The 24,122-nt window shown below is 35.7% G+C and carries 26 protein-coding genes; 12 read left to right on the top strand and 14 right to left on the bottom strand.

What is annotated here, in order from left to right; genetic code table 11:
- Positions 1-452: 452 nt before the first annotated feature.
- Together Q4496_RS13020 and Q4496_RS13015 are read right to left on the bottom strand one after the other, a co-directional pair.
- Positions 453-1,412, bottom strand: a complete 960-nt coding sequence (locus tag Q4496_RS13020; protein WP_215972077.1) for a histone deacetylase family protein — start codon at positions 1,410-1,412, stop codon at positions 453-455.
- A 100-nt stretch (positions 1,413-1,512) separates the two neighbouring features.
- A complete protein-coding gene (locus tag Q4496_RS13015) occupies positions 1,513-3,375 on the bottom strand; it encodes a GNAT family N-acetyltransferase (RefSeq protein WP_215972078.1) in 1,863 nt (620 codons plus the stop codon).
- Between the two features lie 153 nt (positions 3,376-3,528).
- Between Q4496_RS13015 and Q4496_RS13010 the strand changes: the two genes are divergently transcribed.
- The 6 genes from Q4496_RS13010 (at position 3,529) to Q4496_RS12985 (ending at position 7,359) form a co-directional block, all read left to right on the top strand.
- Positions 3,529-4,164, top strand: coding sequence for a sulfotransferase (locus tag Q4496_RS13010; RefSeq protein WP_303602579.1), 636 nt, complete (start codon positions 3,529-3,531; stop codon positions 4,162-4,164).
- Between the two features lie 57 nt (positions 4,165-4,221).
- Entirely contained in the window at positions 4,222-4,794 is a 573-nt protein-coding gene (locus tag Q4496_RS13005) for a tRNA-(ms[2]io[6]A)-hydroxylase (protein ID WP_215972079.1), read from the top strand.
- 26 nt (positions 4,795-4,820) lie between these two features.
- Entirely contained in the window at positions 4,821-5,354 is a 534-nt protein-coding gene (locus Q4496_RS13000; protein WP_215972080.1) for a sugar O-acetyltransferase, read from the top strand.
- Between the two features lie 350 nt (positions 5,355-5,704).
- Positions 5,705-6,355, top strand: a complete 651-nt coding sequence (locus tag Q4496_RS12995; RefSeq protein WP_303610591.1) for a LiaF domain-containing protein — start codon at positions 5,705-5,707, stop codon at positions 6,353-6,355.
- A 165-nt stretch (positions 6,356-6,520) separates the two neighbouring features.
- The gene (locus Q4496_RS12990; RefSeq protein WP_215972082.1) at positions 6,521-6,910 is read left to right on the top strand and encodes an acyl-CoA thioesterase; all 390 of its coding nucleotides are present in this window, start codon (positions 6,521-6,523) and stop codon (positions 6,908-6,910) included.
- Between the two features lie 104 nt (positions 6,911-7,014).
- Positions 7,015-7,359, top strand: coding sequence for a YajD family HNH nuclease (locus tag Q4496_RS12985; protein ID WP_215972083.1), 345 nt, complete (start codon positions 7,015-7,017; stop codon positions 7,357-7,359).
- Positions 7,360-7,394: 35 nt separating this feature from the next.
- Here the strand turns inward: Q4496_RS12985 and Q4496_RS12980 are convergent, their stop codons facing one another.
- The 5 genes from Q4496_RS12980 to Q4496_RS12960 form a co-directional block, all read right to left on the bottom strand.
- Entirely contained in the window at positions 7,395-7,583 is a 189-nt protein-coding gene (locus tag Q4496_RS12980) for a hypothetical protein (protein WP_252727383.1), read from the bottom strand.
- A 23-nt stretch (positions 7,584-7,606) separates the two neighbouring features.
- A complete protein-coding gene (locus tag Q4496_RS12975; RefSeq protein ID WP_215972085.1) occupies positions 7,607-7,843 on the bottom strand; it encodes a hypothetical protein in 237 nt (78 codons plus the stop codon).
- A gap of 18 nt (positions 7,844-7,861) precedes the next feature.
- Entirely contained in the window at positions 7,862-9,097 is a 1,236-nt protein-coding gene (locus Q4496_RS12970; protein WP_215972086.1) for an MFS transporter, read from the bottom strand.
- Positions 9,098-9,099: 2 nt separating this feature from the next.
- On the bottom strand, positions 9,100-9,912 hold the full coding sequence (locus tag Q4496_RS12965; RefSeq protein WP_215972087.1) for a ribonuclease H family protein: 813 nt from the start codon (positions 9,910-9,912) through the stop codon (positions 9,100-9,102).
- Positions 9,913-10,063: 151 nt separating this feature from the next.
- On the bottom strand, positions 10,064-10,357 hold the full coding sequence (locus tag Q4496_RS12960; RefSeq protein ID WP_215972088.1) for a hypothetical protein: 294 nt from the start codon (positions 10,355-10,357) through the stop codon (positions 10,064-10,066).
- 209 nt (positions 10,358-10,566) lie between these two features.
- Here Q4496_RS12960 and ylqF point away from each other — a divergent pair, with 209 nt between their 5' ends.
- A complete protein-coding gene (gene ylqF / locus Q4496_RS12955; protein WP_215972089.1) occupies positions 10,567-11,499 on the top strand; it encodes a ribosome biogenesis GTPase YlqF in 933 nt (310 codons plus the stop codon).
- A gap of 53 nt (positions 11,500-11,552) precedes the next feature.
- Entirely contained in the window at positions 11,553-11,999 is a 447-nt protein-coding gene (locus tag Q4496_RS12950) for an HIT domain-containing protein (protein ID WP_303602586.1), read from the top strand.
- Between the two features lie 272 nt (positions 12,000-12,271).
- Here Q4496_RS12950 and trpA read toward each other — a convergent pair whose 3' ends face one another.
- Genes trpA through Q4496_RS12920 form a run of 6 tightly spaced genes read right to left on the bottom strand, consistent with a single transcriptional unit; the run spans position 12,272 to position 19,128 of the window.
- Positions 12,272-13,114, bottom strand: coding sequence for a tryptophan synthase subunit alpha (gene trpA / locus Q4496_RS12945; protein WP_303602587.1), 843 nt, complete (start codon positions 13,112-13,114; stop codon positions 12,272-12,274).
- Complete coding sequence (gene trpB / locus Q4496_RS12940) at positions 13,114-14,364, bottom strand: tryptophan synthase subunit beta (protein ID WP_215972092.1); 1,251 nt, start codon at positions 14,362-14,364, stop codon at positions 13,114-13,116. Before trpB ends, trpA begins: the two co-directional genes overlap by 1 nt.
- Position 14,365: 1 nt before the next feature.
- The gene (trpCF, locus tag Q4496_RS12935) at positions 14,366-15,781 is read right to left on the bottom strand and encodes a bifunctional indole-3-glycerol-phosphate synthase TrpC/phosphoribosylanthranilate isomerase TrpF (RefSeq protein ID WP_215972093.1); all 1,416 of its coding nucleotides are present in this window, start codon (positions 15,779-15,781) and stop codon (positions 14,366-14,368) included.
- A gap of 2 nt (positions 15,782-15,783) precedes the next feature.
- Positions 15,784-16,800, bottom strand: a complete 1,017-nt coding sequence (gene trpD, locus Q4496_RS12930) for an anthranilate phosphoribosyltransferase (RefSeq protein WP_215972094.1) — start codon at positions 16,798-16,800, stop codon at positions 15,784-15,786.
- 1 nt (position 16,801) lies between these two features.
- Positions 16,802-17,473, bottom strand: a complete 672-nt coding sequence (locus Q4496_RS12925; RefSeq protein ID WP_303610590.1) for an aminodeoxychorismate/anthranilate synthase component II — start codon at positions 17,471-17,473, stop codon at positions 16,802-16,804.
- Positions 17,473-19,128, bottom strand: a complete 1,656-nt coding sequence (locus Q4496_RS12920) for an anthranilate synthase component 1 (RefSeq protein ID WP_215972095.1) — start codon at positions 19,126-19,128, stop codon at positions 17,473-17,475. Before Q4496_RS12920 ends, Q4496_RS12925 begins: the two co-directional genes overlap by 1 nt.
- A 436-nt stretch (positions 19,129-19,564) precedes the next feature.
- On the opposite strand from Q4496_RS12920, the gene Q4496_RS12915 reads away from it, so the two are divergent.
- The 4 genes from Q4496_RS12915 (at position 19,565) to rnd (ending at position 23,566) form a co-directional block, all read left to right on the top strand.
- Positions 19,565-20,470, top strand: a complete 906-nt coding sequence (locus tag Q4496_RS12915; protein WP_215972096.1) for a PHP domain-containing protein — start codon at positions 19,565-19,567, stop codon at positions 20,468-20,470.
- A gap of 62 nt (positions 20,471-20,532) precedes the next feature.
- On the top strand, positions 20,533-21,153 hold the full coding sequence (locus Q4496_RS12910; RefSeq protein WP_215972097.1) for an L-threonylcarbamoyladenylate synthase: 621 nt from the start codon (positions 20,533-20,535) through the stop codon (positions 21,151-21,153).
- A gap of 91 nt (positions 21,154-21,244) precedes the next feature.
- Complete coding sequence (gene rluB, locus Q4496_RS12905; protein ID WP_289847520.1) at positions 21,245-22,315, top strand: 23S rRNA pseudouridine(2605) synthase RluB; 1,071 nt, start codon at positions 21,245-21,247, stop codon at positions 22,313-22,315.
- Positions 22,316-22,414: 99 nt separating this feature from the next.
- Positions 22,415-23,566, top strand: coding sequence for a ribonuclease D (gene rnd / locus Q4496_RS12900; protein ID WP_215972098.1), 1,152 nt, complete (start codon positions 22,415-22,417; stop codon positions 23,564-23,566).
- A gap of 110 nt (positions 23,567-23,676) precedes the next feature.
- Here rnd and Q4496_RS12895 read toward each other — a convergent pair whose 3' ends face one another.
- A complete protein-coding gene (locus Q4496_RS12895; protein ID WP_215972099.1) occupies positions 23,677-24,087 on the bottom strand; it encodes a hypothetical protein in 411 nt (136 codons plus the stop codon).
- Positions 24,088-24,122 lie beyond the last annotated feature (35 nt).

Here is a 24,122-nt window from a genome sequence, read left to right as displayed (position 1 = left end):
GCCAATAACATTGGTATTATGTTATGTCCCATTATTAGGCGAATAAATTCGCCCCTACGGTGATAATATTCGACTCCTTAGTAGGACGTTTTGTAGAGGTGAGTTCAGTCGCCTGATCACAATACACGCCAATAACATTGGTATTATGTTATATCTCATTATTAGGCGAATTAATTCGTCCCTACGGTGATAATATTCGACTCCTTAGTAGGACGTTTTGTAGAGGTGAGTTCAGTCGCCTGACCACAATACACGCCAATAACATTGGTATTATGTTATGTCTCATTATTAGGCGAATTAATTCGCCCCTACAGTGAGAATAATTAATTCCTTCGTAAGGCGTTTTTAAAGGGGCGACTTCAACCATTTATATAATTTAACAGCTCGATATATCAGTTAATGTATTTAATTCAAACTAAGTACGACGCAGTTATAGGCTTAGCTGAACTAAGCTAATTACCGATTAAACCATTAATGTGGGCTACAACACTTCTGCCCAAAGAGCTTAAACTATAACCACCTTCTAATACAGATACTATACGTCCTTTAGCATGATCTTGAGCAATTACCTTGAGTTCATCAGTTATCCAACGGTAGTCACTTTCTGTTAGGCAAATTTGTGACATTTCGTCTTCAATATGAGCATCAAAACCTGCAGAAATAAAGATAATTTCAGGCTTAAACTTGTTTAAAGCCGGTAGCCAGTGTTCAGTTATAGTCTTGCGGAATCCTTCGCTTTTAGTTGTTGCAGCTAAAGGAGTATTTATTATAGGCGGTGTATCACTTTCGTTAATATCAAAGGGGTAGAAAGGATATTGGTAACTAGAGCAAAATAAATATGCGCCTTCTGATGTATCATCAACGGTAGGGAAATAATTTCTAACAATATCTTCTGTTCCATTACCGTGGTGTACGTCAAAATCGACAATAGCGATTCGTTTTAACTTATATGTTTTTTTTGCGTAGGCTGCGGCAATAGCAATATTATTAAAAAAGCAAAATCCCATTCCTTTATCGTGTTCAGCATGATGTCCTGGCGGTCGAGTAGTACAGAAAGCACTATTTAACGTATTGTCCATTACTAAATCTACACCATCAATTACAGCACCAGCAGATAGCATAATAGAGGTTAACGTTTTTGAATCCATTACAGAATCTTCACCAATAACAAAATTTTCATTTTCAGAAGTGGGTGCATTATTGAAAACAAAATCAATGTATTTTTGCGTGTGTGCTAAAGAGAGTAATGACTTATCAATAGGTTTAGCATCAAATTGTCGTACAACATAATCAAGTCCACTTCGTATTAGTTGATCTGAAATGGCGGTTAAACGTTTGCCATTTTCAGGATGATCTTTTCCTAAATTATGGTGGTCTCCACATCGGTAGTGGCCAATTATTCCAATAGTCATACATTTCTCTTTAATTTTTGATGCTTGTTCTTTATTAATACAATATTATTGTATATTTTCTATGATGTTTATTTATAGCGTCTATCTATTTAATTGTTGATTATTGAGCAATTAAATCTTTTTCTTCGCTTAATGGAAGTTTTAAGCTGATTTCATCAAAGTCGTCACTAGGTTGACGAACAAATCCTGCTCTTTCAAAAACTTTTAACATAGAGGCATTATCTCTACGCACACAGGCAACTAAACTGTCGAGCTTTCTAATTTTGGCAATCTCGATCATTTGACCTAATAAAGTACTGGCCATACCTCGACCACGTAAACTTTCTTTAATAACAAAAGCGACTTCACCAGAATTAATACTTTCAATATAATAATACCGAGCTACTGCTTGTATTGCTTCGCCTAAATAATCTTTGCGGGTAAAGCATAAGGCTAAATCTACATGTTGATTCACGCTAACCAAATTACATGATTTTTCTCGTGTCATTTGAGTTATATGATGATTGTAACGCATGATTAGAGTTTCTTTATTGTGTGAATAAAAGAACTCTTGCAACTTACGTTCGTCTGATGGGGAGAGTGGGCGTAAAATGTAATCAATATTAGCAAAGTTGAATTTTTTTAGCTCAACATCCCCGAGCTCAGGCACTGAACTAGGTGAGCTTTCTTGATATTCAGGTACCCAATAATGTTTACGGACATCAGCTAATAATTGTTCTCTAAACTTAGGATGAGCAATACGAATAAGCTCTAATGCACGTTCTCGAATGCTTTTACCTTGTAATGAGGCAATACCAAATTCAGTGACAACATATGAGACATGACCACGTGAAGTCACTACGCCACCGCCTTCGGTAATATGCGCTACAATACGTGATATTTTGCCATCTTTGGTAGTAGAAGGTAGAGCGATAATAGGTTTACCACCTTTACTTAATGATGCACCTCGCACGAAATCGACTTGTCCACCTATGCCACTGTAAAATTGGTAACCAATAGAGTCTGAAACCACTTGCCCTGTCAAATCAACTTCAATTGCGCTATTGATGGACACCATGTTGTCATTTTTGGCAATTTTAACGGGAGAGTTAACGTGTTCTGAAGGATAAAATTCAATGTGGGGATTCCCGTCAACAAAATCATATACTTTTTGGCTACCTACGCAATAGGTGACCACTGCCTTTCCTTTATGGTATGTTTTTTTGCGATTATTTATCACGCCTTTTAGCATTAAGTCAATAATACCGTCAGATAGCATTTCACTATGAATTCCTAGATCTTTATGATTAGCTAAGTAGCGTAAAACGGCTTCAGGAATTTTACCTATGCCTATTTGTAAAGTGGCTCCATTTTCGACTAGCATGGCAGCGTATTGACCTATTTGCTCAGTGCGTCGGTCGAGTGCAGGAGGAATAACTTCAGGTAATTTTTGTTCTTGATTTATCCACGCATGAATTTGATTTAAATGAACAAAACTATGGCCATTAGTACGAGGCATATGTGGGTTGATTTGTGCAATCACATATTTTGCAGCTTTAACTGCCGCTGACACTACATCGACGCTGACACCTAAAGAGCAATAACCATATTCATCTGGTGGGCTAACCATAATTAATGCAGCATCAAGAGGTAAACTGTTTTCATTAAATAAACGTGGAATATCAGAAATGAAACAAGGCGTGTAATCGCCACGTCCTTCAGCAATCGCTTCTCGGATATTCTTTCCTCCGATAAACAAACTGTTCACTTTAAAAAGATCTTTATGTTCAGGTTTTGCCCAAACGTTTTCAGATAAAGTTAAAATGTGTACTGTTTCAATGTCATGTAATTTATTTGAATTAGCGATTAAATTGTCAATTAAGGCGTTAGGTACCGCAGCTCCTGAGCCGATAAAAATTCGGTTTCCTGACTTTAAATAATCTTCCCAATTTATATTGTCACGTTCTTCATATTGGCCTGCCATACAAATTCCTATTTTAATTCTTATACTGCAATATTAAGAGGTTACCTTATTAAAGCACTTTACATCAATGTAAGCTATTAGATATAAGTATGACTTAATATTTATTGATCCTAGTCAATGGTATAATTATTTTTATTTATTTAGAGTAAGAAAGTGACCATTAATAAGATATTTATAATCGGCTTACCAAGAACTGCGACGACGAGTGTATGTTTAGCCATGTTAGGTCTAGGTTTCAAAACAGCACATAATGCTTATACTGCAAACGCTTTTAGTGACGCTGAAGTGATTGCCGATACCCCCGTATTTTGTGACTACCAAAAACTGGATAAGCATTTTCCAAACAGTAAGTTTATTTATTTAACGCGAAACAAAGATAATTGGATACCTTCAATAAAACAGTTATTGCAGCGTATGATTGTTAATTTACAACGGATTGATGGTGGTTTTAATCCATATTTAAAACGTTGTTACAATGAAACTTTTGCGCCGTTGACAGCTGATAATATAGAGCAAGATGATTTTCTTTTTCAATGTTATCAAAATCATCAGCAAGGGGTATTCGATTATTTTCAAAATAGATCTGATGATCTTTTAACGATAGATGTTAGCGATGAAACGAGCTACCAACAACTGTTGACTTTTCTTAACATTCCACCTGAAAAGGGGAGAAGCACTGGTTTTGAAAAAATTAATATCGGCGGCAAAGTTAGAGCTTGGCAAGATATTAATAATGCATTAAAAATAGAATCAACCAATAAAGGGCGTATTGATAAGATCCTTTATTAATCGGGGTTTGATCTGTAAAATCCTTTCTAATTATTTAACCTTCTCGAAATACTATTTATGTTTGAATTAAAGTATAACACCACGCAAGAGTGGATTGATGCTGTTATGGCGGATTTCCCTAGTTTCTTACAAGACCATGCTGCAGCTGAAAAAAAGGCATCAGGCATGGCAATGGCAATGTTGTCGCATTACCCAGATAAAGCAAAATTGGTTAGAGCAATGACGGATTTGGCGATTGAAGAATTAATACACTTTAAACAAGTTCTAAAGTTACTTGTTGCTCGAAATGTCACCTTGGGACAAGATAAAAAAGATCCTTATATTAATCAAATCAGACAACATTTTCGTAATGGTACAAGTTACTTTTTAATGGATCGATTATTAGTCGCAGCAGTAATTGAAGCACGAGGCTATGAAAAATTTTGGCTAGTTGCACAAGCTTTACCTGAAGGCAAAGATAAAGATCTATATGACGCTATTGCTAAATCTGAAGAAAAGCACAAAAACCTGTTTGTTGAGTTAGCATATGAATACTTTGATAAAGCAGAAGTCGATCAGCGTTTAGAAGAGCTATTAATTGTCGAGGCTGAAATATGCAAAGCATTACCGATTAAAGCAGTACTTCATTGATTGTGACTAGTTGATTTTATATAAATATGAAAAGATGTTTTGATAGTATTACACCTGTATTAATAAACCACCGAAAATCTGTTCATGAGCTGTGCCGTCAATTTACGCGTAGCCCAAGTAAAGGTAACTTAAAACGGTTAAAAGCCTTATTTTCCTCATGTGGCGATGATGTATTTATTGAATATGGCTTTCATATGGATTATGGCGATACTGTTAGTATTGGCGATAGAACCTTTATTAATTCGCATTGCACTATTGTTGATGGTTCAAAAGAAACTAATAGCAAAATAAATATTGGTGCTGATTGCCTTATAGGACCAAAAGTACAACTATTGGCTGTTTCGCATGATATTGATCCTAATGAGCGACTAGCTAAACATAACTATGTTGACGATATTTTTATTGGCAATAATGTTTGGCTAGGTGGTGGCGTGATTGTACTGGCAGGTGTAAATATTGGCGACAACAGTACAGTTGGTGCGGGTAGTGTCGTAACTAAAAATATTGAAGCGAATAGTTTTTATGCTGGAAACCCTGCTGTGAAAATTCGTGATTTATAATTTAAGTTTTATGACTTCTGCTGGTACATATTCCGAATCAAGTTCAGGATGGCGGTGTGGATTGAATAGAATAGAGACTCTATTTCCCGTTACTTCATAAGTGCATAACATCTAACATAATATGGTGTCCGGTCGCCTTTATTTATAACAGTACTCTATCCAAAATCGTATTACTACATAAACTTACTAACTTCTGGTGTATTTTACTAATATCTCGTTTAATTTACGTTATAGTTATCCTACTTATTTTTATCTTATTGTATTCTAAGTGATATTTTATTGGCCTGGCACTTGCTTGTTAAAGCAATATAGATGTTTTTAATCATCAAATAATAACAAAGGGAACTAACATGTCAGTTATTTTAGAAGATCGACCTACAGAAACAGTGCGCAGTGAAGTTATTGATCAATTAATTATGAATTATAGTCATGGTGAATTATCGTATGAAGCTTTCGAGCGACGTTTAGATCAAGCTATGGAACTACAATGTAATCAAGCACTGATCGAACTGACAGAAGATTTACCTTTAACCGTTGATAAAGCTTTTGTTGAAAATAAAAAGCAAGGCTTAGCGCCCAATGTTGTTTCTGGTGAAACAGAAGATGTTGAGTATATGATTAACGTGTTTAGCGGTAATAAACGCGGCGGCGTTTGGACTGTACCAAAAGAAATTCGTGCGCTAAGCATTTTTAGTGGTTGTGATATAGACTTAACTGATGCGAAATTTACACAAAATGAACTTCGTATAAAAATATTTAGCCTATTTAGTGGCAGTGATATTTATATACCTGAAAATGTTAATGTTGTTTCTAAAGCCTTCTGTATTTTTGGTGGTGTTGACTATCAAACATCTACTCAAGTAAATCCCAATGTTGTTGTACCAACAATTATTATTGAAGGGATTTGTATTTTTAGTGGAATCGATATAACAGTAAGAAGAACAATGAAAGAAAAATTTGTTGATATGGCAGATAAATTTAAAAGTATATTTTTTTCATAATATTTAATAATAAATAAAAGCGAGTTATATTTTAACTAAGCTAACAGAAACTTTTATTATAATATAAGTATATGAATTTATGTTATAATAATTAACTAGAGCTGCTTATTAATAGCCGTTATAATGAAAATTCACATTTTTAATTTTAACCTATAAAGGTTGTTTATGAAGTTTTTCTCTCGTCGTTTAGTAATGCCTAATGATTTGAATTATGCCAATTCCTTATTTGGTGGTCGTGCCCTTGAATGGATAGATGAAGAAGCGGCCATTTATTCAATGTGTCGACTAGAAACCAACTGCTTAGTGACTAAGCATATTGGTGCTATTAGTTTTGATTCAGCAGCAAGACAAGGTGATGTTGTTGAGTTTGGTTTAGAAACTAAAAAAGTAGGGACTACTTCAATAACCATTACGTGTTTAGTGCGTAATAAAGCAACGAAAAAAACAATTTGTTTAGCGGATGATATTGTTTTTGTAAAAGTTGACCCTGAAACTCGAAAACCTGTGCCTCATGGTAAAACGCTAGAGCAGTTACAGAATTCAGAAAAAATTTAATAATAGTAATGACGTTATTGGTTAATCACCCACGAAAGAGTCATTGATAAGGTTTTAACTTAGCAATACAATGACGTTATTATTTACTTATTTCCAGTGTTATTATGTCTTCAGATAGATTTGGCACAAGTGCCAATTATAAGCAAAAAGAACAAGGGTATCGTGATCGTGCTTTAAAGTTGTATCCATGGGTATGTGGGCGTTGTGCGCGTGAATTTGTCTACTCCAACATAAAGGAGTTAACTGTACATCATATGGATCATGATCATACAAATAATCCTAATGATGGAAGTAACTGGGAGTTATTGTGCATTTATTGTCATGATAATGAGCATGCCAAATACACAGAACATGCTAACTATCAAACTGAAGTAAAAGCAGGGGATACTAATCAAGATACCGCTACTTACAATCCATTTGCTGATTTAAAATCAATGTTGAAAAAGTAACGCTTATTAATTAACAATACTTAACACTTTAGTTTTTATGACTCTGGTGTTAAGTATTTTTTATAGTCGTTAATACCAAAATACCGAACCGATTTTTTTTGTGTTAGTTTTTTAGCAATCAGTTGCTCACCACAATAAATTTTCACAACTTGTTTGTTACCATTGGAATCACTGTCATAACTATGCAGGTCATTCGTTCTAAGGTTATCAAATTCAGTTTTCATGATTAATTGCATAAGATAAACCGTTATAAATTCTTGATATCTTTTTGAACTTGATAGCCTTCATCAGTTACAATTTTTTCAAGTACTTGTACGCGTTCAGTTAATTTACTAACTTGTATTGCTAATTGATCATTTTCTTCCCCATAAGCTTTATTTTGATTTAGCGTTTTTGATTTAAATTCTAAATATCTGTTATACATTTTGTATAATACGCCACTCACCACACACACAATGACAACAAGCATTGTTGTTCCACTCATAAGATACTCCTAACTAAGTTAAATTTTATGTCGAAAATAAATAATGTTTATTATAAATAATACGGCAATTAAAGGGAGACTTGTTAGTACCACATAATTCCAACCACCAACAAATAATACCCAGCCAGCCATTAATGAGGCAAATGCCTGAAAGCCAAACAAAACAAAATCATTTGTTGCTTGTACTTTATGGCGTTCACAAGCGTTATAGCTTTGCGGTAATAAAGAAGTACCGGTTAAAAACAGAAAATTCCATCCAATACCTAATAAAATTAATGCCCACCAATAATGTATTACTTTTTGGCCTGAAAAGGCAATGAGAGTGACAAGAAGATAAATAGTCGTGCCTGTCATTAATAAGCCTTTTAATGTTATTTTTTTGACTAACCAAGGAGCGAACAAGGAAGGAAGATACATAGCAGCAATATGGCTTTGAATTACCCATTTAGTTTCATTTAAGCTATGTCCTTGCATGTGATGCATACTTAATGGTGTTGCAGTCATTAAATAACTCATTAGTGCATAACCTATTGTCGCGGTACTGATGGCAACAAGAAAAATAGGCTGCTTAGCAATAACAGATAACGCTCTTGTTTCTCCGGATTTTAATGTTTCTTTTATTTCAGGCTCTTCGAAAAAGAACATAATAAGAGTAGCTAAGCAAATGAATAAACCGAGTAAAAAAAATGAACCAACATAACCATGAGGTGAGCTAAACCAATCTTTAGCTGTTACGGCTATTTCAGGCCCTAAAAAAGCAGCAAACACACCACTTAACATTAAAATGGATAAAACTTTGGGGATATCTTCTTCGTTATTACTACTTTCTATCGCGGCAAATCTTAGCTGTTGTGTGAAAGAGCCACCAATACCAAATAAGAAGCTTGCCAGAGAAAATATTTCAAATAATGCTAATTTGGTTGCTAAAATAGCCAGTAATACTGCAATTAAAAGGCAGCTAAACCCTGTAAATACAGCAAACTTGCGTCCTTTTACTTTAGCAATCATTGCCGCAGGAATTGATCCTGCAGCCACACCTAATATCATTAAACTAATAGGTAGTGTAGCCAATGAAGCGTCAGTCGTTAATTCACTTGCTAATAAACCACCAATAAAAACAATAATAGGTGCAGAACAAGTTACTAGCGGCTGTGCGATAAAAAGCAAACTGATATTTCTAGGTAAATTAAACCTTTTGGTTAGTAAAATAGCTGAAATAACAATAAGGGTGATAACGAATAAAATAATTGACATTATTAGCCAGATTCCATCGCTAAAATAGTTTTTATATCAAGTTCACCTTGGTATTTAACAAGTGTTTCTTGTTTTTGTAACCTAGCTAATACCGCCATTCGATCAGATAACTCATTACCTTCAATATTGGCATGTCCTTTAACATGGGTAATAATGATGTGCTGTTTAATCTCTTGATACAAAGTAAAGCATTCTTTGATTAGTTCAAGGTTTTTAATTTCTTCTCCTTTGCCACGTGTCCAGCCTTTAACTTGCCAGCCTTTAGCCCACTTGGTAATGCAATCAATTGAGTATTTAGAATCAGAAAGAATTTGAACTTGCTTAACACTGGTTAAATATTTTTTAGCGAGTTTGAACGAATAAAGTAAACCATTTAATTCAGCTGTATTATTTGTACCATTGGCTTGAAACAAACCATAATAGAGTGCGGCTATTTTACCTTGTTGATAAATTGCGATACCAGTGCCTGATTTTCCTGGGTTTGGTGAACAAGCACCATCACAGTATATTTGTATTTCAGCTGTTGAGTTAGATAAACCATGAGCTGAAATATTATTATTACTCGTAGATGACTTCTTACTTGTAGCACCACTTGTTGCTTTTACCTTATTACTAGCAGCACCTTTGTTGGCTAAAGAGCGTTTCATTAATGCTTTAGTATAAGTTGATGCAAAAGCTGCTTCAGCTTCTGCTTTTGAAGGGAAGCCCATAAACTGAGCATCAGATCTTCCTTGGGTATAATTTTGTACTTCAACCCAAGTAGAAAATATACCTGTTTTGGCGCCTTTCCAGATCACGTAAAATTTTTTACTCATAAAAATTAATTATTTTATTAATGACAATACTAAGTATTATCATTAATAACGTATTGTATAGCTAGTAAAAAAACAGGTAAGAAATACAATTTAGCTAATGTTTAGAGAGTAAAATTGTTAAAACGGTGGCTAATTATATGCTTTGATAGAATTATACTATCAGGGAAACTTCTTTTTTGTAACGACGGTTTTTTTGTAAACGAGACTCTACATAGCGGCCACGCTCTTCTTGATTTTTCCGTCTGTCCTGACCAGTACGACGGTCATTCTCTTTTGCAATAACAGGTGATTCTTCAGGTGAAATTTCAGATTCTGAGTTATCTTCAGAACTTGGAGTTGCTAATAAAGCCATTTGACTGTATTTGTTTTTTTGTTTTTTGTCTTTCGCTAGTTTTTTTGCTTGTGCTATATGGCTAGCATAAGCTAAATCATTTATATAATTCATCGAACTTACTTCGTACACAAGAAAATAGTTTATTAAACTTGAGTATATACCTTAGTTATTTTTTATGACTTGTATGTTTAATCGGCAATAAAATAAAAAAGTTTAACTTTTTTAGACTGTTTTTCTCATTGTTTTCGAATAACCTTTGTACCTAAGGTAAACCTTGCTAAAATTCACACTATATATTTGTTACTTAATTAGGACTTTTCATGGCAATTAACTGGTTTCCTGGCCATATGCACAAAGCTCAAAAAGAAATTAAAGAAATTCTACCGCAAATAGATGTGGTCATAGAAGTGTGTGATGCCCGCTTGCCATTTAGTAGTGAAAATCCAATGATTACTGAAATTAGGGGTAATAAGCCGCTAATAAAAATACTGAATAAAAGTGATCTGGCGGATCCTGATAAAACAAAAGTTTGGCTAGAATATTTTGAATCACAACATAATGTTAAAGCCATTGCATTAACCACAGAAAATAATGCGATAGCGAAAACAATTCCTGTATTAATAAAGAAATTAGTGCCAAGTAAAGATGAAGATGGCAAGCAAATCAATGCCGTTATTATGGGGATTCCTAATGTCGGAAAATCAACATTAATCAATACACTGGTAGGTAAAGCAAAAGCGAAAGTGGGTAATGAGCCAGCCGTTACTAAAGGTCAGCAACGCATTCGTTTAGAAGATGGATTATATCTTTTTGATACACCAGGTATGTTGTGGCCCAAAATCGCTAATGAAAATAGTGGTTATCGCTTAGCAGTATCTGGGGCTGTTAAAGATACAGCGTTTGATCATGATGATATTGCTTATTTTGCAGCAGAATATTTACTTGAAAGTTATCCTGAGCGATTGATGGAACGTTATCAACTAGCAAGTCAGCCTGTGCATGAAGAAGATTTAATTGAAGCAATTGGCCGCAGGCGTGGTTGCGTTCGTAGTGGTGGTCATGTTGATATGCATAAAGCTTCAGTTATTTTAATTAATGAAATACGTGATAAAACTTTAGGGGCAATTACTTTTGAAATGCCAGAAAATATAGAAAAAGAAAATGCACACTTTGCTGAACTAGAAGCAAAGAAAGTTGCGGCTCGTGAAGCGAAAAAATTAGCACGGGGTCGAGGCCGAAAAAATAAAAGATAGTAACGTTTGCACTAGCTGACAATATTTAACAAATTATCGTTGAGGAATATATAATGACAGAAGTTATACCTGTATCAGAGTCTTTTAGTTTACACCCACAATTAGTTCAAGATTGTTTTGAATTGGCTGAATTTCCGTTATGCAAATTACTTCTGTGTAATGATAGTGCTTACCCTTGGTTTATTTTGGTCCCTAAAGTTAGTGATATTAATGACATTTATCAGTTAGATTGGCAACAGCAACAGCAGTTACTTAATGAATCAAGTTTGTTAAGTGAATTGCTTATTCAGGTATTTGATGGGGATAAAATGAATGTAGCTGCACTGGGTAATGTAGTCGAGCAGTTACATATTCATCATGTTGTACGATATAAAAAAGACGTTAGTTGGCCTAAACCTATCTGGGGTCAACAACCGCTAACACCTTATTCTGACGAAGCTATAGTTGCTTTAAAAGAAAAATTATTACCCAAACTATCGATTATTTTAGATGCTTTATAAATAAAAGTGATTCGACTATCAACTACCTTAAGCGGTTAATAAGATGCTAGCTCGGCAGTTGGTTGGTTTAAATGTTGATATGAAGCGCAAAAAAAATGCATCTATAAAAATAGACGCATAAAATATAAAACACTAAAGGGATAACATAACTATTAAGTAAGAGTACCTATCTATTGTAAAGTTCAATTTGATTTTCAATAATGATAAAACATTGAAAATCACGATAATAGATAGGCTGTTCTCCCGAGTTTACTTAAGTTTATTGAGTCGACTTATTTAGTTGCGCCTTTCATATCTATGACGAACGTTGTTAATTCCGCTAGCATTTTTTTATGATCGTTTAAGTTATTTTCAATTATTTTTACTACAGCAGAGCCGCTAATAGCACCACTTGCACCCGCTGCTAATGCGTCTTTAACTTGTTGCGGTGTAGATATACCAAAACCTAGGATTGGTGGCGCAGCTTGATATTGATTTAATGTATTGATTAACGCTTGTGCAGGCGAGCTTGTTTGAACTTTTTCTTCTAATACATCTACTCCAGTTACACCTGCTCGGCTCAATACATATGTATAACCTTTACTATAAGAAGATACGTCGCGTAAAGTGCTATCATCAGCGTTAGGTGGTGCAATAAAGATTGGCGCAATATTGTGTTTTAACGCCGCTTCTCTAAATGGTAAGCTTTCACGAATAGGTAAATCAGCGATTAAAACAGAATCAACACCTACCTTTGCCATATCAGCATAAAAAGTATCAATACCACGAGCAAAAATTAAATTACCATAAAGTAATAAACCAATAGGGATATTAGGTGCATATTCACGAACTTTAGCAAGTATATCAATGCATATATCGGTATTAATATCAGACTTTATTGCACGCAATGCCGCCATTTGAATAGTAATACCGTCTGCACTTGGATCTGAGAAAGGAATACCTAGTTCAAGCGCATCAGCACCAGCATCGATTAATGCTTTAATAATGTTAAGCGATTGTTCCGCATTTGGATCGCCAATCATCACAAAAGGAATAAATGCTTTTTCTTGTTTTGCTGACAAATCAGTAAAAGCTTGTTGATAGCGATAGCCCGCCTGTAGTTTCTGCTCTGCCATTATGCTTCTCCTCTGTGCTTAACATTTGCCGTTTCGTTGGTTTGCTCGTTAGGGTGTAAAACAGCATGAACATGGGCAAGATCTTTGTCTCCACGTCCTGATAAATTAACTAAGTAAATAGTTTCTGTGGTTGCTGACTCTGCCATTTTAAGTGCTTGTGCTAACGCATGCGATGATTCAAGTGCTGGAATAATACCTTCACTTTGTGCTAACGCTTGAAAAGCATTTAATGCTTCATCATCATTAATAGGAACATATTGTGCACGACCAGTTTCTTTTAAGAATGCATGTTGTGGGCCTACAGCAGGATAGTCTAGCCCAGCAGAAATAGAATAAGATTCTTCAATTTGCCCATACTTATCTTGCATGATATAGGTATAATTACCGTGTAACATGCCCTTAGTACCAGCAACCAAGGTTGCACCATGCTGGTCTGTATCTATACCTTTACCACCAGCTTCAACACCAATTAGTTTGACTTCTTCATGTTGAATGAAATCATTAAACATGCCAATAGCATTAGAGCCACCACCGACAGCCGCAATAACATAATCAGGTAAGCGTCCTTCTTCAGCTAAGAATTGCGCTTTTGCTTCTTCACCTATCATTTTTTGAAACTCTCTCACAATAGTTGGAAAAGGGTGTGGGCCTGCGGCAGTTCCTAATAAATAGTGTGCATTTTCATAATTGGCAGACCAATCACGCAAAGCCTCATTAACAGCATCTTTTAAAGTCCCAGATCCTGCGGTAACTGGAATGACTTCAGCGCCCATTAATTTCATTCTAAATACATTGGGTTGTTGACGCTGACAATCTACAGCACCCATATAAACTTTACATTTTAAGCCTAATAATGAGCAAGCAATAGCTGTAGCAACACCATGCTGACCGGCGCCAGTTTCAGCAATAACTTCTGTTTTACCCATACGCTTAGCAAGTAGGGCTTGTCCTAAAACTTGGTTGGTTTTATGAGCACCACCATGTAATAAGTCTTCACGTTTTAAGTAAATCTTTGCTAATGGGTTTTTAACAATATTACGACAACAGGTTAGTGGCGTTGGACGGCCTGCATACTTAGTGAGTAGATTATTAAACTCAGTAAGAAAGGCTTCATCGGTTTGCGATTCAATAAATGCTTGCTCTAATTGCTCTAAAGCGGGAACAAGTAATTCGCCGACAAACATGCCGCCAAATTCACCAAAATAAGCCGGTAGTGTTTCTTTGATTGTATTTTTTACTGTTTTAGTCATTTTAATAATTCCTTATTTGCGTAAAAACTTGCTTCAGTTTTTCGCTAGATTTTATACCTGGGCTAACTTCAACGCCTGAGTTGAGGTCTAAGCCAAATAAATCTAAATTGGTTAACTGCGTTAGTGCTAAATTAATATTCTCGGGATTTAATCCACCGGCAAGTAAGCTGGTTGATAAATCTTGTTTGCTATCAGATAACGTTTGCCAGTCAAAAGCTTGACCAGAGCCAGGAGATTTTCCATCGAGTATATGGTGAGCTATGCTTTCATCTAATTCAGGAACTTCGTCTGTGACAGAATGTGCTTTCCACACTAAGCATTCAGCATTATTATTTTCAGCTAATTGCTTTTTAAGAGAATCAATATAAGTTTGATCTTCATCACCATGTAACTGAACTGCAGTTAACTTTAAGTCGTTAGCTAAATTAGCGACTTCTAAAGAGGGATGATTTACAAAAACACCCACGTAGTCTAAGTGTGGTTGAGACTTTATAATATTCAATGCTAGTGCTTTGGTTATACTACGAGGGGATTTTTCAGCAAAGATTAATCCGCCAAATCGAGCGCCTGATTGTGCTGCTGCAATTGCATGTTCTGGAGTAGTTAAACCACAAACTTTATTATTGCCAAAAATCAATTTACGACATGCTAAGTCTATATCGTTATAGGCATTATTATCCATTGCCATTAAAGAGCTACCGACAAGAAAACCATCAACAGCAGGCGCTAATTCGCGTACTTGAGCGTTATTGTAGATCCCTGATTCTGAGATAATGATGCTTTCGTCTGGTAATGTTGGCGCAAAATCAAAAGTACGTGAAATGTCGGTACTTAAATCACGTAGATTACGGTTGTTAATACCAATCATTTTAGCGTTGAGCTTTATTGCACGATCACGTTCATCTTCTGTTGATATTTCTGTCAATATAGCTAAATTATATTGTTCAGCCACTGCTGATAATGCTCGATATTCTTCATCTGATAGAACACTTAGCATTAATAAAATAGCATCTGCGCCGTAGTAACGAGCTAAATGTACTTGGTATGTATCAATAAAAAAGTCTTTATTGAGTACCGGACATTTTACAGTTTCTGTCACTAGTTTTAAGTATTCAAAATTACCTTGAAAATATTTTTCATCGGTTAGTACGGATATTGCCGCTGCATATTTATCATAAACTTGGCAAATACTTTTTACATCAAAATCAGGGCGAATTAATCCTTTTGATGGTGACGCTTTTTTACATTCTAAAATAAAACCGGCTTCAGGTTTCTCTTTAGTACGCCTTAAGGCAGTATACATGTCTTTCGTTGTTGGTTTTAGCTCATCAATAAAGCTTGATAATGGTTTTGATTTTTTAAGGGCATCTATTTCAATACGCTTATCAGCAACTATTTTTTCTAATATATTAGCCATAATTATTTACATTCCTCGTTAGAAAGTACAACAAGTTGCTCTAGTGTTGCTAAGCCTTTGCCACTTTTTAATATATCGCCTGCCAGTTGAGCTGCACCTTTCAAAGTATCCGCTTTGGCATGTAAATAAAGCAATGCAGCACAATTAATAATGACTGCAGCATTGTGAGCTTCTTGTCCTTTACCGGATAAAATTGTTTTAATAATGTCAGCATTCTCTTGCGGCGTACCTCCTTTGATTTGTTCAAGGGAGTAATTTTTTAAACCAAAATCTTGTGGTGAAATAGTGCGTTCGGTTAATTTTCCTGCGTTAAGTTCAATCACATTGGTTTCACCATGAAGTGCTATTTCATCTAAACCACTGCCATAAACAACAAAGGCACGTTCAACACCTGTTAATTGTAAAGCTTCTGCCATAGGTAATAATAAATCAGGAGTATAAACGCCAAGTAACATCACCTTAGGATTCGCAGGGTTGGCTAGAGGTCCTAAAATATTAAACAGTGTTCGTACCCCCATGGTTTTACGTACACTTGCAGCATGTTTAAAACCAGTATGATAAGCGGGAGCATATAAAAAACATAAATTTGCTTTATCTAAACAGTTGCTGGCTGTTTCTGGTGACATATTTAGGTTTACGCCAAATGCTTCAAGTAAATCGGCAGAGCCCGACATGCTAGAAACACTACGATTACCATGCTTTGCCACTTTTAAACCACAGGTTGCTGCTAAAATAGCCGCGGTAGTTGAAATATTAATGGTATTGGCACCATCGCCACCGGTACCGACACAATCAGCAACGTTGTGGGCTTGAAGTGGAAAGCCAGTTGCAGCATTCTTTATCGCTAAAGCAGCACCTGAAATCTCTTCGGGCGTTTCGCCTTTCATCTTTAATGCAGTAAGAACACTAGCGAGTACAATAGGGTCAGTTTCGCCTTTAAGTACTTCTTCAAAAAACGTTTTAATCGTTTGTTGATCAAGGTCTTGCCCGTCAACTAAGGTTGCTAATATATTCGTCATGTTATACTCCTCGCGCTTTAGTGCTTAGGTTTTCACTCAAGGTAAGTAAATAATCAAAACTTTGCGCTAATAATGTAGAGCCAAAAGTTGTTAAAATAGATTCTGGATGAAATTGATATGCTAATATCGCATCCTTTTCTTGGCAAATGGCCATCGGCATATTGTTGTAGTCGGCAATGACAGTTAAAGAGTCTGGTACTTTAATGCCAACGAGTGAATGATAACGAGCAACCGGTAATGGATTAGGAATATTAGCAAAAGCGCCACTAGCACAGTGAGTAATAGGTGACGACTTACCGTGTACTATTTCTTCTGCACGCCCAACGGTGCCGCCATAATGTTCAATTAATGCTTGATGTCCTAAACAAATACCAATCATTGGAATTTTGCCCGCACATAACTTGATTAATGCCATTAAGCAGCCAGCTTTTTTAGGTTCGCCTGGTCCAGGTGATAATACTAAAATAACTTTTTCGCCAGTTTTTTTAGTGTGTTCAAGCATCTTGTTGAATATAAAATCACTGCTTAACGTATTTCGGTAAACGGTCGGCTCAAAACCTAGGCATTGAAATTCATCGACTAAGTTATAAGTAAAAGAGTCTAAATTATCGAGCATAAAAAGTTTTGTGTTTCTCTTGTTAACAGTCGTTTTTTTATTTTTAGCTAAAGTCATTAGTTCACTCCTTGAGCGAGTGATTCATTTGATGTCAGTACCGCGTTAATAACCGCTTGTGCTTTTTGTTTAGTTTCATCAGCTTCCGCTTGAGGGATAGAATCATAAACAACACCTGCACCTGCTTGTACATGAGCGATGTTGTTTTTGACAAATGCTGATCGAATAACAATACAGGTATCCATTTCACCTTCGCCAGTTAAGTAGCCAACAGCACCACCATAACTACCGCGACGCTTGCCTTCAATTTCTCTAATTAGAGAGGTTGCTTTTACTTTAGGCGCACCTGATAAGGTTCCCATATTCATACACGCTTGATAAGCATGTAAAGCATCAAGCTCTTCTAGTAAAGTACCGCATACACGTGATACTAAGTGCATTACATGGGAATAACGATCTACTTTTAATAAATCGGCAACATAACGAGTGCCAGCTTTACAAACACGCGCAATATCATTACGTGCTAAATCAACTAACATAATATGCTCAGCAGATTCTTTTTTATCTTGCCTTAACTCCAACTCTATTCGTGAATCTAAATCTAATGAGATACTACCATCAGCATTTAGCCCTCGTGGACGAGTGCCGGCGATAGGATAAATTTCAACTTGTCGCTTTCCTTCAGGAGAGTTTTGTTGATATTTGATAGCCGACTCAGGAGAAGCACCAAACATACTAAAGTCGCTATCTTTAAGGTAGAACATATAAGGGCTTGGGTTACTCAGCTTTAATGCTTGATAAGCCGCGATACTATCTAAACAAGGTAACGAAAAAGTGCGAGAAGGTACCACTTGGAAAATATCTCCGGCACGAATGTTTTCTTTTAACGTCTCAACATTTTTACAAAATTGTTCGTCACTAATATCAACAGAGACAACTTGCGCATCATTAAAATTCGAGTCATTCCTTTCAATTAAAGGAAGAATCGATTCAGTGGTAATGTTTTTTGATAATAGCTGCTTTATATGGGCAATACGTTCAGCTGATTCTGTTGGATCAGCCTGCATACTATTTTCTTCACTTGATGAAGAAAATAGATTAGCGATGATTTCAGTACTTCTTTTTTCATGATCAATCACAACAACTGTTTCAGCCAAATAATAAACGAAGTCAGGGCAGGTATTTTCGCCATCTGGAACTTTGGGTAAGGTCTCGCTCATGCTGATCATATCAAAGGCGAATGCTCCCCCAAGAAAAATAGCAAAGTGATGATTATCGCTATTCTCTATACGATTAAATAAACGCAAACTTTCGAATGGGTTTATTGCCATTAATCGAGATTGTTCATCAAGCTCAGTAGGTGTATCAGGAAAAGTAGCGGTTAATATTTGATTCTTTTCACACAAGGTAAGTTTTGCATGGTTTTGCAATTGAGCCGCGGCAAATTGTAATGCTGTTTGGCCATTGTGTGTTAAAGCGGTAAAAGTAACAACATTGTCATTACAAACAATTTTTAATGCAGCATCAACAAGTAATAGACTTTTTAATAAATGCTTTTGATCTATTTCTGCGGATTCTAGGAGTAAATTATTTTTTTTATCGTGGCAAAGCAATTGATAAACACTTAATGGGTCGCTTTGATAATTAGCGTTATCCGTTAAGGTGCAAACACTTGCGGTAGCTTGGTCGTAGGTACTTTGATTAAACTTTGTCATTTGTATCTTCTTTTTTCATTGGTTATTTTTAGAGTGTCATCCTGCATAAATTGGTTGAAGCCACCAAAGAAACCATGTTCTTGTTTTATTCATTGTCTTTTCTCTTATTCGTTATTGTTAAAATAGTATTAACAGCATATTTTACAAATTACTGCTAATAAACGTAAGGCTTTAAAAAGCAGAAAACCCGCTAGTTCTAGCGGGTTTTGAAATTTGTTTTGATTTACTTTAGCTTTTAATTTGTTAGCTTATCGTAAGACACACGCAATTATCACAACCCACTTATGTAGAGTTATGCCACCACCAACGGAGTTGGGTATTTGTTAAATTAAATTGTTTTGTTTGTATCATTATTTTGCTCTTATCAGTAAACTTGTCATTTCATTAAGTCAATTTTAAATCGACTTACAAAAAAGTTCCTATAGAAGACCTTATTATGGCGTTGCTGTCAACCACTGATTTTCCTTTTTTAATTGAAAAAACCGACGGTTTTTCTCATGGCCGTATTGATTTACATTGTCACACCCATTGTTCTGACGGAAGTTTATCGCCACAAACCTTGATAGATAGGGCTGTTAACTATCAAATAGATGTTTTAGCTATTACAGATCACGATACAATTGAAGGATTTAATATAGCGCAAGATTATATAATGGAAAATAATATTCCATTAAAATTAATCACAGGTATTGAGATTTCTACTGCTTGGCAAGGTTTTGAGATTCATATTGTCGGTCTTAATTTTGATAAAAATAATTTAGCGTTACAATCCTTAATTACTTCACAACAACAAGCACGAGAACAGCGAGCTATAACGATAGGCGAAAAGCTAGCTAACTGTGGTTTTCCTGATGTATATCATGATGCTAAAGTACTCGCAGGCACAGGAACAATAACTCGAGCACACTTTGCTAAGGTACTCTTTCAGCAAGGACATGTTGCCACCATGCAAAAAGCCTTTGATCTATATTTAGGTAAAAAAGGTCGTAATACTCAAAAAGCTTATGTGAAGCCGCTGTGGTGTTCTATTGAAGAAGCCGTCGAGGTTATACATGCTGCTGGAGGCACTGCTGTTATGGCACACCCAATTCGTTATGATTTATCGGCAAAATGGTTAAGACGGTTAATTGTGCATTTTAAGGAAAGCCAAGGCGATGCTTTAGAAGTTGTTTTACCGCAAATGAATCCCCAACAGCGACAAATAATGTTAAACTACTGCTTAGAATATAATTTACATGCATCAACGGGCTCTGACTTTCATCAGCCGAATAAATGGTCCGATCTTGGTCGTAATTTAATTTTACCTGATGGGGCTACACCTGTCTGGGCATTGTGGAAATAATAGTTTCTAATTTCGATAATGTTTCTTAAGTAGTAACGTTCAGCATTAAAAAGGAAATTATCATGAGTCAGTTTTTTTATGTTCATCCAGAGACCCCTCAAGGGCGTTTAATGAAACAAGCGGTAACAATCATCAAAGATGGTGGTGTTATTGTTTATCCAACCGACTCTGGTTATGCCTTAGGCTGCCATATAGGTGATAAAAAAGCGTTAGAACGCATTTGCCAAATTCGAGATATTAGTAAAAGTCATAATTTTACCTTGGTGTGTCAGGATTTATCACAATTGTCTGAATATACGCGTATTGATAATACTGCGTATAGATTGTTGAAAAGTAATACCCCAGGTGCTTACACTTTTATTTTCAAAGGGAGTAAAGAAGTACCCAAGCGGTTACTTAACCCAAAAAAGAAAACCATTGGTATTCGCATTCCTGACAATAATATTTGCCAAGCCTTGTTGGCTGAACTAGCAGAGCCTATAATGTCTACCAGTTTGATCATGCCAGGGGAAACCATGGCTGAGTTTGATCCGGAACAAATTCGGGATTTATTAGAGCATCAAGTTGATTTAATTATTAATGGTGGTCATTTAGGTGAACACCCAACAACAGTTATTGATTTTTCAAATGACGATATTGAAATTATTCGTGTCGGAGAAGGTGATCCTTCACCATTTGAGTAACCCCCTTTAATAGTCTAAACGTTAATAACGTATAAATGAGCCAGAAGTAAGTTTCTAGGGAACGGCTACTGACGTAACAGAGTAAAAAAATATGTCTCAAGACAAAAAAATACCGAAAGGTAAAAGTACTTCTACCGATTCTAAACCTGCTAATAATAAATATGGCAGCCGTGGTACTGGTTCAAAAGCCACAGTTAAAAAAGGTCAGAGTAAAGCAGCTGGTAAAGTTGGCCAAGGGAAAGGTAAAAAGACTGAAGAGTTACCAGTAAAAGTTAATTTTAAAAAAGCGACGGTTAAAGACTCTGAAAAATTGCAGAAAGTCTTGGCGAGAGCTGGCAAAGGATCACGTCGCGAAATGGAGACTATTATTGGTCAAGGGCGTGTTAGTGTTGATGGAAAAACCGCTTTTTTAGGTGATAGGGTTGATGGAAGTGAACAAATTCGAATTGATGGGCATCAAGTTAAACTAACAGCGCAAGACGACGATATTTGTCGTGTATTAATGTACAACAAGCCAGAAGGCGAAATGTGTACACGAAAAGATCCTGAAGGTAGAGCAACTGTTTTTGATCGCTTACCTCCTTTAGAATCAGGTCGCTGGGTTGCTGTTGGGCGCTTAGATATTAATACTTCAGGTATGTTACTTTTTACTACTGATGGTGAATTAGCCAATCGTTTGATGCATCCATCACAAAAAGTTGAACGTGAATACGCTGTTCGTGTTTTTGGTGAAATCAATGAAGCTATGTTACAAACGCTTCGTACCGGTGTAAAACTGGAAGATGGTCCTGCACGTTTTCAAAAAATTACCTATCGTGGTGGTGAGGGAAGAAATCATTGGTTCCATGTAGTATTATCTGAAGGTCGTAACCGTGAAGTTAGACGTTTATGGGAAAGCCAAGAAGTACAAGTAAGTCGCTTAATTCGTGTTCGTTATGGTGACATGGAAATGAAGCGTCAATTGCCTTTAGGTGGATGGACAGAGCTAGGATTACAAGAGGTTAATTACTTTCGTAAGTTAGTACAATTAACACCTGAAAAACAATCAAAAGTAAAAGTTGATGAAAAAGCTATGGATAATGCCAAAAGTCGCCGAATTCGTCGTTCAGTGAAAAAGCATCAACAACGCCATCAACAAGCGACACGTCGTAGAAGAAAATAGCAACCGATAAAATATTGAATACCAGTATCAGTAATCAACTTAATAAATTAAGTTGATTATGCAACATTTAGAAATAAAGGGATAAAAAACGTAAAAATTATGCAGTATCAATTAATTGAAGATTTTATAAGTTTACAAACCCTTTGTCAGCAATATAGCAAAGCCAGTGTACTCGCGATAGATACTGAGTTTGTTCGTACTCGTACTTTTTACCCTAAATTAGGCTTGTTACAGGTATATGATGGTAAAACGCTTGCTTTAATTGATCCAATAGCAATTGATGACTTATCACCATTTTGGCAATTATTGACGAATGAAAATATAGTTAAAGTGCTGCATGCTTGCTCGGAAGATCTAGAAGTGTTTCTCACTAGTGCTAATTGCAAACCGGTTAACTTACTTGATAGCCAAATAATGATGTCTTTTCTAGGACATGGACTGTCAATAGGTTATGCCGCGATGGTAGAACACTTTACGGGAATTGAGCTTGATAAGTCGGAATCTCGTACTGATTGGACAAGACGGCCATTGTCAGCTAAACAATTAGATTATGCTAGTGCAGATGTCGAGCATTTATTTAATATTTATCCTAAATTAGTGACATTACTTGAGCAGGTAGACAGGTTTCATTATGCTCAGCAAGAAACGCAATTGCTAATTGAGAGAAAATTTACGCCAGTAGACGAAAATCTATTATATCGCCAAATGAAGTTAGCTTGGCGATTAAATGCTAAGCAGTTAAATATCTTACAGCATTTAGCTAAGTGGCGTTATCAGCAAGCAAAAATACGCGATTTACCTTTAGGGTATGTTGTTAAAGAAAATACCTTGATGGCAGTTGCCGCAAATATTCCTGCTAGTTTATCTGCAATGAGTAAGCTAGATGGCGCTGAAGTACTTGATATTCGCCATAAAGGTAAAGCAATGTTAGCTATTGTACAGGAAGCAAATAAAGATAAAGAGGCTAGTTACCCGAAAAAAATACAGCGTTTAGATGAATATCCAGGTTATAAACAAATATTTAAGCAGGTGAAGTCTTTTATTAAGGCTATTGGTGATAAACATGATTTAACTGTTGAAAACTTAGCGTCTAAAAAACAAATTAACCAATTTCTAACTTGGTATTTTGATTTAAATGAGGCTAAAAAATATAGCGAAAATACAGGTGTTTACCCTGATATACTTATCGTTTGGCGCAAAGAGTTATTTGGCGAGTTATTGCAAGATTTTGCTGAAAAGGGGTTTAAATGATATGTATTCATTGGTGTATACTGATATTTACGTAAACCTTAATGAATAAGAAAATAAATCTTTTAGCTGTTATCAACCTGAATAACAGCTAAATTTAGCGATAATTTATTTTATAAACTTGCTAAAAATGTTTTTATCTCTTCTTTTAATTCTTCATCATCAATATTTTCACTCGCAATTTCAGCTTGTTTTGCATATTCAACAGCTTTAGATGACTCTTCAAATTCTTGTTGTCTTTGTGCCATAGCTAAATAAATAGAAGCTGTAAATGTGTTTAATTTCAGTTTGTTAGCAGTGTTTAGTGCAATTTCATATATATCCATTGCTAAATCACCGTCTTCAGTAAAATCGCCTAATGCTTCCCACTGTAATGGATGATCCTTTGGCGTTTCTTGATTAATTGCACATAACTTTTGCAAGTCTTTACAGGCATTATCTCTAAGTTCATCGTTACTCTCGGTAGAGGCGTTTGCTATGCGTTGACAAATGCCGAGAATTTCATCGTATAAAGGAGCTTTCATGTTTGTACCTAACGTTATCAAAAAAAGTAATGTAA

The sequence above is a fragment of the Colwellia sp. 5_MG-2023 genome (assembly GCF_030547795.1).
In the GTDB taxonomy this organism is placed as follows: Bacteria; Pseudomonadota; Gammaproteobacteria; order Enterobacterales; family Alteromonadaceae; genus Colwellia.
The sequence above is the reverse complement of the archived record's forward strand: the minus strand, read 5'-3'. Positions and strand labels throughout refer to the sequence as shown.